16 protein-coding genes are annotated in these 14,751 nt (G+C 72.2%); 1 reads left to right on the plus strand and 15 read right to left on the minus strand.

The annotated features are described in order from the left end of the window. Positions 1 to 43: 43 nt before the first annotated feature. Both FVE25_RS09050 and FVE25_RS09055 read right to left on the minus strand, forming a co-directional pair. Complete coding sequence (locus FVE25_RS09050; protein WP_157245967.1) at positions 44 to 277, minus strand: DUF397 domain-containing protein; 234 nt, start codon at positions 275 to 277, stop codon at positions 44 to 46. Between the two features lie 110 nt (positions 278 to 387). After that, positions 388 to 1,212 (minus strand): helix-turn-helix domain-containing protein, encoded by an 825-nt coding sequence (locus FVE25_RS09055; RefSeq protein WP_181019510.1) that lies wholly within the window; start codon positions 1,210 to 1,212, stop codon positions 388 to 390. A gap of 190 nt (positions 1,213 to 1,402) precedes the next feature. Between FVE25_RS09055 and FVE25_RS09060 the strand changes: the two genes are divergently transcribed. Beyond that, complete coding sequence (locus FVE25_RS09060) at positions 1,403 to 1,909, plus strand: ATP-binding protein (RefSeq protein WP_157245969.1); 507 nt, start codon at positions 1,403 to 1,405, stop codon at positions 1,907 to 1,909. Positions 1,910 to 1,941: 32 nt separating this feature from the next. Here FVE25_RS09060 and FVE25_RS09065 read toward each other — a convergent pair whose 3' ends face one another. The 13 genes from FVE25_RS09065 to FVE25_RS09120 form a co-directional block, all read right to left on the minus strand. Then, complete coding sequence (locus FVE25_RS09065; protein WP_246266815.1) at positions 1,942 to 2,568, minus strand: phosphoribosyltransferase; 627 nt, start codon at positions 2,566 to 2,568, stop codon at positions 1,942 to 1,944. 271 nt (positions 2,569 to 2,839) lie between these two features. Next, positions 2,840 to 3,331, minus strand: a complete 492-nt coding sequence (locus tag FVE25_RS09070; protein WP_157245970.1) for a trypsin-like peptidase domain-containing protein — start codon at positions 3,329 to 3,331, stop codon at positions 2,840 to 2,842. An 85-nt stretch (positions 3,332 to 3,416) separates the two neighbouring features. Next, complete coding sequence (locus tag FVE25_RS09075) at positions 3,417 to 4,649, minus strand: beta-ketoacyl synthase N-terminal-like domain-containing protein (protein WP_157245971.1); 1,233 nt, start codon at positions 4,647 to 4,649, stop codon at positions 3,417 to 3,419. Continuing rightward, on the minus strand, positions 4,646 to 5,911 hold the full coding sequence (locus FVE25_RS09080) for a beta-ketoacyl-[acyl-carrier-protein] synthase family protein (RefSeq protein ID WP_246266817.1): 1,266 nt from the start codon (positions 5,909 to 5,911) through the stop codon (positions 4,646 to 4,648). Before FVE25_RS09080 ends, FVE25_RS09075 begins: the two co-directional genes overlap by 4 nt. Then, complete coding sequence (locus tag FVE25_RS56210) at positions 5,908 to 6,729, minus strand: cupin domain-containing protein (protein WP_157245972.1); 822 nt, start codon at positions 6,727 to 6,729, stop codon at positions 5,908 to 5,910. Before FVE25_RS56210 ends, FVE25_RS09080 begins: the two co-directional genes overlap by 4 nt. Continuing rightward, positions 6,726 to 6,959: a phosphopantetheine-binding protein gene (locus FVE25_RS09090; RefSeq protein ID WP_157245973.1), complete on the minus strand. Its 234-nt coding sequence runs from the start codon at positions 6,957 to 6,959 to the stop codon at positions 6,726 to 6,728. Before FVE25_RS09090 ends, FVE25_RS56210 begins: the two co-directional genes overlap by 4 nt. A gap of 100 nt (positions 6,960 to 7,059) precedes the next feature. Further along, positions 7,060 to 8,238: an ABC transporter permease gene (locus tag FVE25_RS09095; protein ID WP_157245974.1), complete on the minus strand. Its 1,179-nt coding sequence runs from the start codon at positions 8,236 to 8,238 to the stop codon at positions 7,060 to 7,062. Then, positions 8,235 to 8,918 (minus strand): ABC transporter ATP-binding protein, encoded by a 684-nt coding sequence (locus tag FVE25_RS54335; protein ID WP_246266819.1) that lies wholly within the window; start codon positions 8,916 to 8,918, stop codon positions 8,235 to 8,237. The genes FVE25_RS09095 and FVE25_RS54335 overlap by 4 nt, the downstream gene beginning before the upstream one ends. Further along, positions 8,915 to 9,964 carry a peptidoglycan-binding protein gene (locus tag FVE25_RS54340; RefSeq protein ID WP_246266820.1) on the minus strand — a complete coding sequence of 350 codons (1,050 nt, stop codon included), beginning with the start codon at positions 9,962 to 9,964 and terminating at the stop codon, positions 8,915 to 8,917. The genes FVE25_RS54335 and FVE25_RS54340 overlap by 4 nt, the downstream gene beginning before the upstream one ends. Further along, complete coding sequence (locus tag FVE25_RS09105; protein ID WP_157245975.1) at positions 9,961 to 10,515, minus strand: hypothetical protein; 555 nt, start codon at positions 10,513 to 10,515, stop codon at positions 9,961 to 9,963. Before FVE25_RS09105 ends, FVE25_RS54340 begins: the two co-directional genes overlap by 4 nt. Positions 10,516 to 10,600: 85 nt before the next feature. Then, complete coding sequence (locus tag FVE25_RS09110; RefSeq protein WP_219825400.1) at positions 10,601 to 12,502, minus strand: multicopper oxidase family protein; 1,902 nt, start codon at positions 12,500 to 12,502, stop codon at positions 10,601 to 10,603. Positions 12,503 to 12,676: 174 nt separating this feature from the next. Then, on the minus strand, positions 12,677 to 14,020 hold the full coding sequence (locus FVE25_RS09115) for a sensor histidine kinase (RefSeq protein ID WP_246266822.1): 1,344 nt from the start codon (positions 14,018 to 14,020) through the stop codon (positions 12,677 to 12,679). Continuing rightward, complete coding sequence (locus FVE25_RS09120) at positions 14,017 to 14,724, minus strand: response regulator transcription factor (protein WP_157245976.1); 708 nt, start codon at positions 14,722 to 14,724, stop codon at positions 14,017 to 14,019. The genes FVE25_RS09115 and FVE25_RS09120 overlap by 4 nt, the downstream gene beginning before the upstream one ends. Between the last annotated feature and the right edge of the window lie 27 nt (positions 14,725 to 14,751).

Genomic DNA, 14,751 nt, shown 5'->3' on the forward strand with positions numbered 1-14,751 from the left:
GTAAGTAAGTGACCGAAAGCGTTATGTCATGACTCGCCTAATATCAGGCGATAAGATCGTCGAACTCCCCATCCTTCGCACCGAGCACGAAGGCGGCGATTTCCGCCTGTGTGTAGATCAGCGCGGGATCATCGGGGAAACGGGAGTTGCGCATGGCGATCTCACCGGTCGGCAGGGCCGCCACCTCCACGCAGTTCCCACTGGGGTTGCTGCGCCGGCTCTTGCGCCATCGGACAGGCAGGTTACTCGCGGACGTTCCGTTGCGGAACTCGGGCATGGACACTCCTTGGCGTGCTTTCAGATGCACGTGCATGCCGCACAATACGGGAGCGTGCTGATTTCTATATACGGGATGACCAAAATGACGGGTATGGCGAGGATCACACCTCACCGGAGGCTCTCCAGGAACCGCCTGGTCGCCGACGGCGAGTCCGCCTGGACGCTGAGCCGGTCCATGACCTTCACGTAGTGCTCGGTCTCCGGCGGCTTGTCGAGATAGAGGGCGCTGGTCAGCTGCTCCATGTACACCACGTCGGGCAGCTCGCGCTCGGGGAAGCGCAGGATGCTGAACGGCCCGCCGGCCGCCGCGTGACCGCCCCGGTCGAACGGCATCACCTGCAGGGTGACGTTCGTCTGCGCGGTGACCTCCAGCAGGTGCTCGACCTGCGCCCGCATCACCTCCGGCCCACCGAGGGTACGGCGCAGCACCGCCTCGTCGATCACCGCCCACAACGTCAGCCGCGGATCGGTGTCCAGGCGCCGCTGCCGGGCGGTGCGCAGGCTCACCCGCCGGTCGATCCCCTCCTGGTCGTCCTGGTCGTGGGCGAGCATGATGACCGCCCGGGCATAGGCGGGGACCTGGAGCAGGCCGGGCACGAACTGGTTCTCGTACGTGCGGATGATCGAGGCGGCGCCCTCCAGCCCGATGTAGACCTCGAACCAGGAGGGCAGCAGGTCGGCGTACTTGTGCCACCAGCCCGGGGCGTTGGCCTGCTTGGCCAGCTCCAGCAGCGGCGCCCGCTCGGCCTCGTCGGTCACGCCGTACAGCGTGAGCAGGTCCGCCACGTCGCGCTGCTTGAAACTGACCTGGCCGAGCTCCAGCCGGGAGATCTTGGCGTGGGACGCGCGGATGGCGTAACCGGCGTCCTCGCGGCTGATGCCCTTGGCGGTACGCAGGTTGCGCAGCTGAGTGCCGAGAAGGATGCGCAGCACCGTTGGAGTCCCCTGCCCCTGGGACAGGAGGTTCCACTGCGCACTCACTCAGGGCCCCCGATTCTCGACCGCACCCAGTGTCCCACGGATCTGACATACCCTCACAGATCATCTGCACGTGCATTTGCGGATTGCATCCGTAAAACACGAAAAGTCTTGCATCTGTAAGCGCACCCGGTAAAGATGGGCAATGGATCACCAGATCGGGGGCATGATGACGACGTTCGACGCGCGCCCGCGAGCCGCCACGGGCCCCGTGCCACCTCCGTGGCTGGCCGCCGTACTGCTCGGCGGGCGCCCCGGGGGACGTGAAGCGCTTTACCATTTCCACGAGCTCAGCGCCTTCGAGCCCGCGTCCGTGGCCGTGGCACGCCGTTTCGTCGAACGCACCCTTCGGGAATGGCACGCACCGGAGATCTCCTTCGACGCCCAGCTCGTGGTCTCCGAGCTCGTCACCAACGCCATGCGCCACGGCGGCGGCGCCCTGCACCTCCGCCTCCTGGCCCACGCAGGCGACCTGGCCTGCGTGGTCAGCGACTACAGCCGGACCGCGCCCGTGCCCGCCGCCCCCGGCGTCTTCGCCGAGTTCGGCCGCGGCCTGGCGCTGGTCGAGGGCCTGACCAGAGCCTGGGGCTGGATCACGCCCCCCGGCCCCAACAAGTTCGTCTGGGCCTGCATGGCCATGACCGGCCCATGAGCCCTTGAGCCCACCTCGGAACCAGGCATGACTCAACGCCCGAGCAACCGCAGCACATCCGCGTCACTCAACTGCCCGAAGCGCTCGTACCACTGGCCCACCGCCCGGAAATCCACCGGAGTGGCCAGCACCACCACCTCGTCGGCCTCCGCCCGCAGCGCCCTGACCGTCTCCCGCGCCCCCACCGGTACGGCCAGCGTCACCCTGCCCGGCTCCCGGCCCGCCACCACCCGCAACGCCGCCCGCGCCGTCCCCCCGGTCGCCAGGCCGTCGTCGACCACGATCACCTCGCGCCCGGTGAGATCCGGCAGCGCACGCTCCCCCCGGTAGACGGCGACCCTGCGGGCCAGCTCCGCCCGCTCCCGCTCCACGACCCACGCCACCGACTCCGCCGTCATCCCCAGCTTGCGCAGCAACTCGAGGTCGAAGACGGGCTCCCCGCCCTCGGCGATCGCCCCCACCCCGAGCTCCGGGGCAGGCGGATACCCGATCTTCCGGGTCACCAGCACGTCCAGCCCCCCGCCCAGCCTTCGGGCCACCGGCTCCCCCACGGCCACACCGCCACGGGGCAACGCGAGCACCACCGGATCCCGGGCGAACAACAGCCGCTCGGCAAGCAACTCCCCCGCCTCGGCCCGATCCGCGAACAGGTACCCCACACCCGATACCTACCCGCCCTCCGCACGACCACCGCCCAAACCACCCAACGCTCCTTAGGCACCCCAAGCCCGGTTGCCGGGCATCCGGGTGGGGCGCCTCGGCAGGCTGACAAAGGGCCGTGACGGCGCTCAGCCCGTCCGACGTGAGAAGCGACCCCGCCGACCTGCGCCGGCCCACGTCGGCGGGTGGCGTTACGCTGGCTTCGCCGTACCTTCAAGGCCCGAGAGCGGCTTCGCGGTGAAACTGAAGGCCGCACCGGAACGACCGCCATCAGCACACCTCGGGGGCGGCGGGTCTGAGCACCACGATGCCCGAGGTCGCGTCCGTGGCGACCACGCGGGCGGCGGTGGTGGTGCCGTCGCCGAGCCTGATCGTCACCTCCCCCGAGGCGTCCTTGACCACCTGCGTGGTGGTCAGCACGAGCCCCCCGGAGTCGTAGACGACCCCCGACCCGGCGACGCGTTCGGCGACGATGACCGAGACGAGGTCCGGCCGTCCCGCGTCGTCCGGGCTGGAGGGCGCGCCCGCCAGGCGCGTGGACAGCGTCATCGTCCGCGGGACGTCCTTCCACTGCTGGTCCCGCAGCACGCCGCCGGCCAGCGCCGCCCCCATGACGAGGCCCGCGATCACGAGGACCGCGGACGCGCGTGATCGCCGCCCCGGAGGCGGTTCAGGTTCCGGCCGGCCGGCCTGCCATACGCCCCGGTCCGGGTAGAAGGTGTAGACGATGCCGCTGTCGCGGTCACGATCGTCGCTGGACATGAAGCCTCCCTCGCGTGGCTCATGGGGACACTCTCCGGCTTCTGCCTGCCGCCGCACTGACGCCTGCCTGACCGGAGAATGTGACTCAGGGCCGCGCCCTGCGGTCAGGGGCGCGCAGCACCGCGGCGGCGTTGAAGCCGCCCGCGCCGCGGGCCAGCACCAGGACCGTCCGCATGCCGGGCAGCCGCCGGGGTTCGGTGACCAGGTCCAGGCCCTTGGGCGCGGCCGGCACGTTCACGGTGGGCGGCAGCACGCCGTGATGGAGCGCGAGCGCGGCCCAGGCCACGTCGAGCGCGGCGCCGCCGGAGCTGAGCCTGCCGGTCATGGTCTTGGGTACGGTGACCGGCACGCTCCTGCCGGCGAACACCTCGGCGAGGGCCGCGGCCTCCGCGCCGTCGCCGGCCGGGTCGCCCGCGCCGTCGGCGAAGACCGCGTCCACGTCGCCGGCGCCGCACCCCGCTCTGGCCAGCGCCTCACGGGCGGCGCGGGCGAGCTGCCGGCCGTCCGCCGGCGGCGCGGTGTGGTGACGCGCGTCGTGGGTGGCGGCCGTGCCGGCGATCTCGGCGTACACGGTGGCGGCGGGGCGCATGTGGGCGCGGTGCCATTCCTCGACCACCAGCATGGCGCCGCCCTCCCCCGGGACGAAGCCCCCGGCGTCGGGCGCGAACGGCCGGTAGGCGCGGGCGGGGTCGTGCTCGCCGCTGAGCGTGGGCTGCCCGGCCTGGCAGACGATCGCGTACGGCGAGAGCGGCGCCTCGGTGCCACCGGCGATCACCGCCTGGCCGCCGCGCCGGATGAGCCTGGCGGCCTGGGCGAGCGCGTCGATGCCCCCGGCCCCTTCGGACACGATCACGCCGCAGGCCCCCTTCACCCGGTGGCGGATCGAGATCTGGCCGCTGCTCGCGGCGTAGAACCAGCCGATCGACTGATAGGCGCTGACCGCTCGCGGCCCCGAGCGGTACAGCGCCTCGATCTCCCGCTGGCCGAAGGCGTTGCCGCCCGAGGAGCTCGAGGTGATCACCGACAGGTGGAACGGGAACTCCTGCAGCGGGTCGAGCCGCGCGTCGGCCAGCGCCAGCTCGGTGGCGGCCAGCGCCATCCAGGTCCACCTGTCGGTCTGGACCACGAGGCGGTGCTCGACGTGCTCGCTCTCGTCGAAGGCCGCCACCTGGCCGGCCACCTTCACCGGCAACTCGGCGCCGCCGGCCAGCGGCCTGATGCCGGAGCGGCCGGCCAACCCGTTCTCCCAGTGCGCGCGCACGCCCAGCCCGGTCGGGGCCACGACGCCGATCCCGGTGATCACCGCCCGATGGCTCACGTCGCGTCCAGGCGGGACAGGACCATCGCGGACTGGAAGCCGCCGAACCCGCTGCCCGCCGACAGCGCGTGGTGCACGGTCACCTCGCGGGCCGTGATCGGCGTGTAGTCGAGGTCGCACTCCGGATCGCGGGTGGTCAGGTTGGCCGTGGGCGGGACCACGGCGCGTTCGATGGCCAGCGCGCACGCCGCCGTCTCGATCGAGCCGATGGCGCCGAGCGAGTGGCCGATGACGGACTTGATGGAGCTGACCGGGATGCCGTAGGCGGCCAGGCCCAGCGCCCGCTTGTAGGCGGCGGTCTCGTGCCGGTCGTTCTGCTTGGTGCCGGAGCCGTGGGCGCTGATGTAGCCGAGGGATTCCGGCGGCAGCCTGGCCTGGTCCATCGCGTCCATGATCGCCTCTCCCAGTTCGAAGCCGTCGGCGCGCAAACCGGTCATGTGGAAGGCGTTGGCCCTGGCCGCGAAACCGGTGATCTCGCAGTACACCCGCGCGTCACGGGCCAGCGCGTGCTCGAGCTCCTCCACGATCATCACCGCCGCGCCCTCGCCGAGGACGAAGCCCTGCCGGTCGGCGTCGAAGGGGCGCGAGGCCCGCTCGGGGTCCTCGTTGTGCGGGCTGGTCGCCTTGATCGCGTCGAAGCAGGCCACGGTGATCGGGGAGATGGGCGCGTCGGAGGCCCCGGCGATGACGACGTCGGCCTCGCCGTCCTGGATCAGCGCGTGGGCGTGTCCCACGGCGTCGATGCCCGAGGTGCAGCCGGTGGAGATCACCGCGGCAGGGCCCTGCGCGTGGAAGCGCACGGCCAGCTCGGTGGCCGCGCTCGACGGCACCAGCGCGTGGTAGAGGAAGGGCGCGACGTGGCTGGCGTCGACCATCCAGTCGCGGCCCCCGTTGCTGGCGACCACGTACTCCTCCTCCAGCCGGATGGTGGAGCCCACCGCCGTCCCGAGCGAGACGCCCATCCGCTCGGGGTCGGCCATGTCCAGGCCGCTGTCGGCGAACGCCTCGTCGGCGCAGGCCAGGGCCATGAGCACGAACCTGTCCAGCCGCCTGATCTCCTGCGGGGTCAGGCCGTGGCGGGCGGGGTCGAAGTCGCATTCCGCGGCGATCTGGGAGCGGAAGGGGGCCGGGTCGAAGGCCGTGATCCGCCGGATCGCCGGCTTGCCGCCGGTGACGCGCTGCCAGAACTCCTCGCGTCCGCCGCCGCCGGGCGCGAGCACGCCGATCCCGGTGATCACGCTGCGGCGCCCGCCGGTCGTCACGTGGTCACCTCGGTGTCGACGTGGCCCAGGTCGGGGCGGGGAGCCAGCGGGCTGAGCTGGAAGACCGCCAGCGCCTCGCCGTCACCCTCGTTGACCAGGCGGTGCCGGACGTTCCTGGGCACCAGCAGCGACTGCTCGGCGATCAGCGTGACCGCCTCGTCGTCGAGGTCCACGCGCAGCTCGCCGCTGACCAGGAAGAGGTACTCCTCGGAGTAGGGGTGGTAGTGCTCGGCGACCTTCTCGCCGGGCGCCAGCCGTACGGCCCCGAGAAAGCCCGAGGAGGACCCCACCGTGGCGGGGGAGACCAGCGTGCGCACGTCGCCGCCGCGCCGCGTGTTGGACGGCACGTCCGCGAACCCGACCACGGCCCGGCGGCGGCCCTCGACCCGGTCCTTGATGATCTTCATTTGCACCCGGGTGTTGCGGTTGATGTGCTCGGTCATCGTCGCGGTGTCCGCGGGCGCGTCCTGCTTCATGTGGAAGTCCTGCACCCATCGCATGCGCGTGCGGTCGGCGGCGACCTCCTCGAAGGTCCAGGTGATGTTCATGAACTCGAAGGGGCCCGTCTCGATCCGGCGGGCCCGCACCGTCCACGTGTCACGGTCCCAGCTGCGCCGCGAGACCCACGACCACTGCCTGCCCTGCTCGTCGGGGTGCATGGTGAGCGAGAAGACGACCGAGTCGTCCTCCTCCTCCAGCACCTCGACCTTGGCGTACTCGGTGAAGAGCGCCGGCCAGGTGCGCACGTCGTTGACCTGCGCCCAGACGAAGCCGATCGGCGCCTCGATCTCGACGGCGTTGTCGACGTGGCCGATCATGACGCGGCCTCGCCCAGGCCCGCGTTGACGAGCACGGCCACGTCGGCGGGGCTCTGATCGGCCGCCACCTCCAGGACGATCCCGAACCGGTCCTCGACACGGGTGGCGAGCTCGACCCTGGCCAGCGAGTCCAGTTGCAGCTGGTCGAAGGTCAGCGAGTAGTCCTCCTGGCCGGGAGCCAGGCCCACCGCCAGGAGTAGGGGTCTCAAATCTGCCTCGGTGAATGCCATGCGGCACACGGTAGGAGCGACGGCTCGGCCCGGTCTTCCACCACCGTGATGAGAACTCGGCCGCGCCCCCGGGAGGAGACACCCCTCCCGGGAGAGGGCCTCAGGCGGCCAGGGCCACGGTCGGGGAGAGCCTGGCCGCCCGGACGGCCGGGTAGAGCCCGGCGAGCGAGCCGATGACGACGACCGCGGCCAGCCCGCCGCCGATCGCCCAGAGCGGCACCACGACCGGCACCTGGTTCCTCAGCGCGTACCCGAGCGTCACCAGCGCGCCGAGCACCAGTCCTGCCGTGCCGCCGAGGCCCGACAGCAGCAGCGACTCGGTGAGGAACTGGGCGCGGATGTGCCCCCTGGTGGCGCCGAGCGCCCGCCGCAGCCCGATTTCGCGGCGCCGTTCCATGACGGACACGACCATGGTGTTGGCCACGCCCACGCCGCCGACCAGCAGGGCGACGGCGCCCAGCCCGAGGAGCAGGTTGGTGAAGGCGCCCGCCGTGGCCGCGCGCGCGGCCAGCGCGTCCGAGGGACGGCTGACGCTCACCTCCTCCGGGTTCTCCGGGTTCACCGTCCGCGGCAGCACGCTCCTGACCGCCTCGACGGCCTGCGGCGCGGAGCGTTCGTAGACGGTGGTGGGATGGCCGTCGAAGGCCAGCACCCGCTCCGCGCACGTCCAGCCGACCAGCGCCGCCCGGTCGATGCCCGGTGCCAGGGGAACGGGATCCAGCACGCCCAGGACGGTGAACCAGCGCCCGCCCAGCCAGACCTGGGTGCCCGCGGCCGTGACGCCGAGCCTGCCCGCGGCGATGGCGCCCAGGACCACCACCGGGTAACGCTCGCTCGCCGCCGTGAACCAGGACCCCGTGCGCACCCTGCCCTGCACGGTCGCCAGCAGGCCGAGCGTCGCGGCGCGGACCGAGATCCCGGCGGTCTCCCCGGCGGGGATCCGGTCCGTGCGGTAGACGCCGGCCTCCACGTCGCCGGTGGCGGCCACCGCGTAGACGTCGGAGATCCTGCTCACCATGGTCACCGACAGCTCGGGCAGCTTGGCGTCCTCGCCCTGGAGCGTCTGGCCCGCCTTGACGGTCAGCATGTTGGTGCCGAGATCGTCGAGTTGCCGCAGCAGGTCCGCCTGGCTGGAGGCGGAGATGCCCACGACCGCGACCATGGTGGCGATGCCGATGGAGATGCCCAGGGCGGCCAGCGCCGCCCTGGCCCGCCGTACCCGCAGGCCCGCCGAACCGACGCGGACCAGGTCACGCACGCTCAGCCGGGCCGCCCTCACGACCGGCTCCTGACGTCGGAGACGATGCGGCCGTCGTGGACGCCCACCTGGCGGCCGGCGGCCCGTGCCACCGTGGGTTCGTGCGTGATGATGACGATCGTGGTGCCGTCGGCGTTGAGCGCCCTGAGCACCTCGAGCACCTCGGCGCCCGAGACGCTGTCGAGGTTGCCGGTCGGCTCGTCGGCATACAGGATCGCCGGTTCCCGCACCACGGCTCTGGCCACGGCGACGCGCTGCTGCTCGCCGCCCGACAACTGGTGCGGCCGATGGGTCAGGCGGGCGGCCAGGCCCACCCTCTCCAGCGCCCGGGCGGCCCGTTCCCGCCGCTCGGGCAGCGGCACCCCCGCATAGAGCATGCCGTCGGCCACGTTGTCGAGCGCGGACACCCCTGCCGCCAGATGGAACTGCTGGAACACGAAGCCGATCAGCGAGGCGCGCAGCCCCGACAGCTCACGGTCCCTCAGGTTCACGACGTCGTGGCCCGCGACGACGACGCGGCCCGAGGTGGGCCGGTCCAGCGCGCCCATCAGGTGCAGGAGCGTTGATTTGCCCGATCCCGAGGGCCCGACGATCGCCATCAGCTCTCCGGGGAAGATGTCCAGGTCGACGCCGCGCAGGGCGGCCACCACGCCGTTGTAGGTCTTCACCACGTTCTCGAGGTGAACGATGGGGGCGGTCACGGGGCGGGCACCTCCACCTGCATGCCCGCGGCGAGGCCGCCGCCGGACACCTCGACCCGGCCGCCCGCGAAGATGCCCGCGGTGACCGGCACCACCCGCGCGGCCGAGCCCTCGACCACCTCCACTCCGTAGCCGCCCTCCCGCAGCGCCAGCAACGCCTCGATCGGCACGGAGAGCACGCCGCGGCGCACCTCGCTCTGCAGCTCGACGCTGACCGGCACCTGGTCCAGCGCACCGGCGTCTCCGGCGTCGTCCAGCGAGATCCGCACGTCCACGGTCACCTCGTCGCCCGACTTCTTGGCCACGGCGCCGACCTGGCCGACCTTCCCGGCCAGTTCCGCGCCGCCCGGCAGCTTGACCCGCACCGGCTCGCCCTTGGCGGCCAGGCTCTGCCGCTCGGCGTCGAGCTCGACGCTCACCAGCCGCCGCACACCGGTGACGGCCAGCACGCTCTGGCCGGGCCGTACCGGTGCCCCGGCCGGGACCCGCGCAGCCTGGACGCGCACGGCGCCGGGCAGGACCACGACCTGGGCCTTGCTCACCGAACCGGTCACCGGCAGGCCGGCGTCCGCCTGCCAGGCCCGTACCGCCGCCTGGGTGGCCACGCTGAAGTGGTCGTCCACGGTCAGGTCGTGGCCGAGCGCGCGCAGGTTCTTCTCCAGGTGGCGCACGTCGGCGCCGTCGCCCACCCCCAGCTCGAGGGTGCGGTGCATCGGCTTCGGCCCGTACATCAGGATCACGGGGTCGCGATCCACCTCGTAGAGCTCGCCGCCGCGCCGGACGAGCGAACCCTCGGCAGGCGAGGCGGTGAGCGTGCCGCTCGCGGAGTTCACCACGAGGCTCTCCGGCCCGTATCCCAGCGTGCCGCTGACGGTCAGGCTGTCGACCAGGTCGCCGCGCTCGACCGCGGCCGTGGCCGGAGCCGGCGTGACCGCGCCGCCTCCGGACGCGGCGCCGCCCCCGGGCGTGACCAGGACCGCGGTCACGATTCCGGCGCCGAGCAGGAGCGCCACGGCCGCGAACGCGACCCATGTCCGCCTGCTCACCGCGCCCCGCCGCCGGGACTGCCCTCGCCACCGCCGGGGAGCTTGCTCTGGCAGGCATGGTGCGCCTGCGTGTACTGGGGCGAATCGGTGGCCGTCTTCGGCTTCATCTCGATCTCGCCGTTGGGGCCCGCCTTGGGATCGGGCATGTCGACGCCGTTGTCGCGCATGCACGTGGCGAAGGCCAGGTACTTGTCCATCACGCTCGGGTCGTTCGCGTTCGGCCGGTCACCGGTCGCGGGCTGGACGTACTGCCTGCACGCCTCCTGGGCCTTCTCCAGCGTCTGCTGGCTGACCCCGGTGTCGGCGGCGCTGAGCCGGCCGCTGTCCCTCGGGTCCTCCACCGGGACGCCGTTCTGCCGCATGCAGGTCATCCACTCGCCCAGGGTGTCCTCGGTGCGGCTGGTCGACGACGCCGACGGCGCGCCCGAGCTCGCGGATACGGCCGGCGTCTTCGCACCGCTCACGGGCGCGGCCGACGGCGCACCGGCGGCGCAGGCCGCGAGCGGCAGGACGGCGGCGCAGACCAGGATCATGGACCATTGCGGTCTCATCTTCGATCACCTCCGCCCTCACCTTCGCGGCCGAAGCTGACCGGGCCCTTCCCGTCTGGCAGAGAAGAAGCTGACGATCCGCCGCTCAGTGCGTTCCCGCGTGGCCGCCGTGCGGGTGGAGTTTCAGCACCTCGGGCGGCATCACCACGAAGGGCCGCATCATGTGCATCTCGTGTTCGAGGATGTGGCAGTGGTAGACGTAGCGGCCGAGCTGGTCGAACTGGCCGGCGACGGTGACCAGTTCGGTGCCCTGCGTCCTGATGACGTCCTTCCAGCCCTGCTCGTGCCCTTCGAGCGTGCCCTCGCGCAGGAACCTGATCGGCTTGGTGGTGCCGCGAAGCTCCTCGTTCCAGCCGCTGCGGTCGTAGACGCCTCTGCTCAGCGCCTGGAAGCGCACCATGTGCAGGTGCATCGGGTGCGGCTGACGCGCCAGCGCGAGGAAGCTCCACGTCTCCCAGCCGCCGCGGCCGATGACGAAGTCGCTGCGGTCGGCGTACTCACCCGCCACCCGCTTGAGCGTCCTGACCTTGCCGTCGGGCCCTTCCACCTGGATGATCCCCGCGCCCGGGATCGTCACCGTGGCGGGATCGACCTCGGCCATCTCCCACATGCCCAGGTCGTTCGGCTGGTCGGTGAAGGTGGCCGAGGGCGGGATGACGATCCACCTGTGCCCGTGGGCGGCGGGCACGTCGGCGGGGGTCAGGCGCTTGAAGGACGGCGAGAGTACGGCGGGCGGCGTGAACTTCCCGCCCGGCGTGGCATCGGCGACCCTGACCTGCATGATGTCCGGCTCGGGTATGCCGTTGCGCGGGTTGGGCAGGCCCGGCGTGATGCCCGGATAGGTGTCGACCAGCTTGAGCGTCTGGCCGCGCAACCCGGTGAAGTCCACGAGCACGTCCGCGCGCTCGGCGGGCGACAGGGTGAGCGCGCCCTCGACCGGCGCAGGCGCGCCCAGCAGGCCGCTGTCCGAGCCGATCACCTTCAGCGCCCCGGGGATCGGCTTGCCGTCCTGGCCCAGCACCATGAGCCGGTACGTGCGCGCGTTCGAGGCGTTCAGGATCCGGAAGCGGTACCAGCGCGGCTCCACGTTCAGGTACGGCCACACGACGCCGTTGACCAGGTTGTAGGGGCCCAGGAAGAAGCCGGACGTCGGCGGGTCCTCGCGTTCCAGGATGACCTTGTGCAGGAGCCTGCCGTCGGGCTTGCCGTCCCGGCCCAGGTCGAAGTTGCGGTCGCACAGCACCAGCGGGATCTCCTGGGCGCCCTTCGGCAGCCGGAGCGCCGCCTCCTCCTTGTCCCTGATGAGGTACATGCCCACCAGCCCGGCGAAGACGGTGAAGCGGGTCAGGTGCATGGCGTGGTCGTGGTACCACAGGGTGGCCGAGGGCTGGTCGTTGCGGTACTCCGACAGCTGGACGTCACCCGGGTAGACGGCGTTCTCCGCCCAGCCGTCGTTGCCGCCGCCGGTCCTGGCCCCGTGCAGGTGCACCGCGGCCCAGGCGGGCAGCGCGGCGACCTCGCCGATCGGCTCGACGCCGTCCCTGCCCGGGTAGTTCGCCGGCGGCCGGTCGGGCGGCAGCCCCGCGTCGGACACCGCGACGGAGGCCACCGGGATCGGGGTGGCGAGCTGGTTGGCCCAGGTGACCCTGACGCGCTGGCCGCGTTCCACCTCGATGGTCGGGCCGGGGAAGACGCCCTCGTAGGTCCACAGCCGGGTGGGCGGCAGTTCGGAGTGCAGCCGATGCTCGGCCACGCGCAGCCTGATCGTCAGTTCGCCCAGGTCCCCGCGCGGCCGCGGCCTGATCAGCGGCGGGATCGGCAGCCGGTCGGCGAACTTGGTCAGCACCAGGGCCGGCTCCCTGGGCGGCTCGCCCGCGCCGGCCGCCGCCCGTTGCGCCCCCGCGGCGGTCAGCGTCAGGCCGAGCGCCGCGGCCGCCAGCGTCTGCCGCCGGGTCGGCCCGTGCCGGTACACACCTGTCTCATCCACGGGCGCCACGGTAGGTACCTCCGGATTCGTCGGTCTTCCGCCCCGGTGATGAGAATGCGGCTCGTCCTTCGGATGAGACCCCGTCGCGGCGGGAGCCGTACGTCAGTCCTCGGCGGGAGCCGTACGTCAGTCCTCGGCGGGAGCCGTACGTCAGTCCTCGGCGGGAGCCGTACGTCAGTCCGCGGCGGGGAGGCGGACGCGGAACGTGGCGCCCGCGCCCGGGACGGTCTCGACCGCCGCGTCACCGCCGTGGGCCGCGGCGAGCGCGGCGACGATCGCCAGCCCGAGCCCGGTGCCGCCCTCGTCGCGCGAGCGGGCCGGGTCGGCGCGGTAGAACCGCTCGAACACCCTCTCGGCCTGCTCCGGGGTGAGCCCCGGTCCCTGGTCGGCGACCTCCAGCACGACCGCGGGGTCCCCGCCGGCCAGCCGTCCCTCCAGCAGCCGCACCTCCACCGCCGTCCCCGGTGGCGTGTGCCGCAGGGCGTTGCTCAGCAGGTTGCCGAGGACCTGGCGCAGCCGCGACTCGTCCCCGGCCACCAACGGCGCGTTCTCCCCCTTCACGACGAGGTCGATCTTCCGGTCCCGGGCGAGCAGCGACGCCTCCTGGACGGCCTCGGCGGCCACGGCCAGCAGGTCCACCCGGTCCCCGCGCAGCGGCCGGCGCTGGTCGAGTCCGGCCAGCAGGAGAAGGTCCTCCACCAGCAGGCTCATCCTGGCCCCGACCTTGGCGATCCTCGCGACCAGTTCGTCGGCGCCGCGCTGGCGCTGGAACAGCTCGGCGAAGCCGCGGATGGCGGTCAGCGGGGTGCGCAGTTCGTGGCCCGCGTCGGCGATGAAGCGCCGCATGTACGCCTCGGAGGCCGCGCGGGCGCGGAAGGCCGACTCGATCTGCGCCAGCATGCCGTTGAGCGCCCGGGCGAGCCGGCCGACCTCGGTGCGGGGGTTCTCGCCCTCGACGCGGTGGGACAGGTTTCCCGCGGCGATCACCGCGGCGGTGCGCTCGATCTCCTGCAGCGGCCGCAGGCTCCGCCTGATGACGATCACGCCCGCGGCGGCCACGATGATCACCACGGTCAGGGCCACGACCAGGTTGACCCACGCCATCTGGGCGACGGTCGCCTCGACCTCGGTGAGGGGCATGGCGACGAGCAGGCCGTCGTCCGACAGCACCCGCCAGCGGTCCACGGTGGACAGTCCCGCGGGAACCTCCGCGGGCAGGGCCGCCTCGAAGCCCGGGTCGGCGTTCCTGGAGCGGGCGACGACCGTGCCGCCGGCGTCGACCTGCAGCACCGACACGTCGCTCGGGACGTAGACGCGCAGCTCGCCTCCGGGTGAGGGACGTTCGTCGCGCATGTCCCTGTGCAGGATCTCGGTGACGCGATTGATCTGGTCGTCGACCCTGTCGAGGAGCCCGTTCCTGACCACCAGCACGCTCACCGCGCCGATCACCAGTGCCGCGACGGTGACCAGCAGCGCCATGGCGACGGCGAGCCTGACCCGCAGCGGGGTGTTCCTCACTGGGGCGGCCTGAGCACGTACCCGACGCCGCGCAGGGTGTGGATCAGCCGCGGCTCGCGGCAGTCCACCTTCCTGCGCAGCGCCGAGACGTACTTCTCCACGATGCCGTCGTCGCCGCGGAAGTCGTAGTGCCACACGTGCTCGAGGATCTGTGCCTTGGACAGCACCCGGCCGACGTTGAGCAGGAAGTACCGCAGGAGGTTGAACTCGGTCGGCGACAGCTGGACCGGCTCACCGCCCCGCCAGACCTGGTGGCTGTCGTCGTCGAGCTCGATGTCGGCGAAGGCGAGGCGGGGCTGCGGCGCGGTGGCGCCGGTGTGGAAGCGCCTGAGCACCGCCCTGATCCTGGCGACGACCTCGTCCAGGCTGAACGGCTTGCTCACGTAGTCGTCGCCGCCGAGCGTCAGCCCCGTGATGCGGTCGTCGACGGAGTCGCGGGCGGTCAGGAACAGCACCGGAGTGCGGTCGCCGCCGGAGCGCAGCCGTTTGATCACCTTGAACCCGTCGACGTCCGGCAGCATGACGTCCAGGATGATCAGATCGGGCCGGTGCCGCAGCGCCGCCTCGATCGCGCTCGCTCCCCGGGACAACCCGATCACCTCGAATCCGGAGAAGCGGAGGCTGGCGGAGAGCAGTTCCAGGATGTCCGGCTCGTCCTCGATGACGAGCAGGCGCGCCTCCGGTTGCTTGGCTGTCTCGGCCACACTCCACTCCCTGCTGTCCTCCGCCTC

The organism is Nonomuraea typhae (assembly GCF_009760925.1).
Lineage (GTDB): Bacteria > Actinomycetota > Actinomycetes > Streptosporangiales > Streptosporangiaceae > Nonomuraea > Nonomuraea typhae.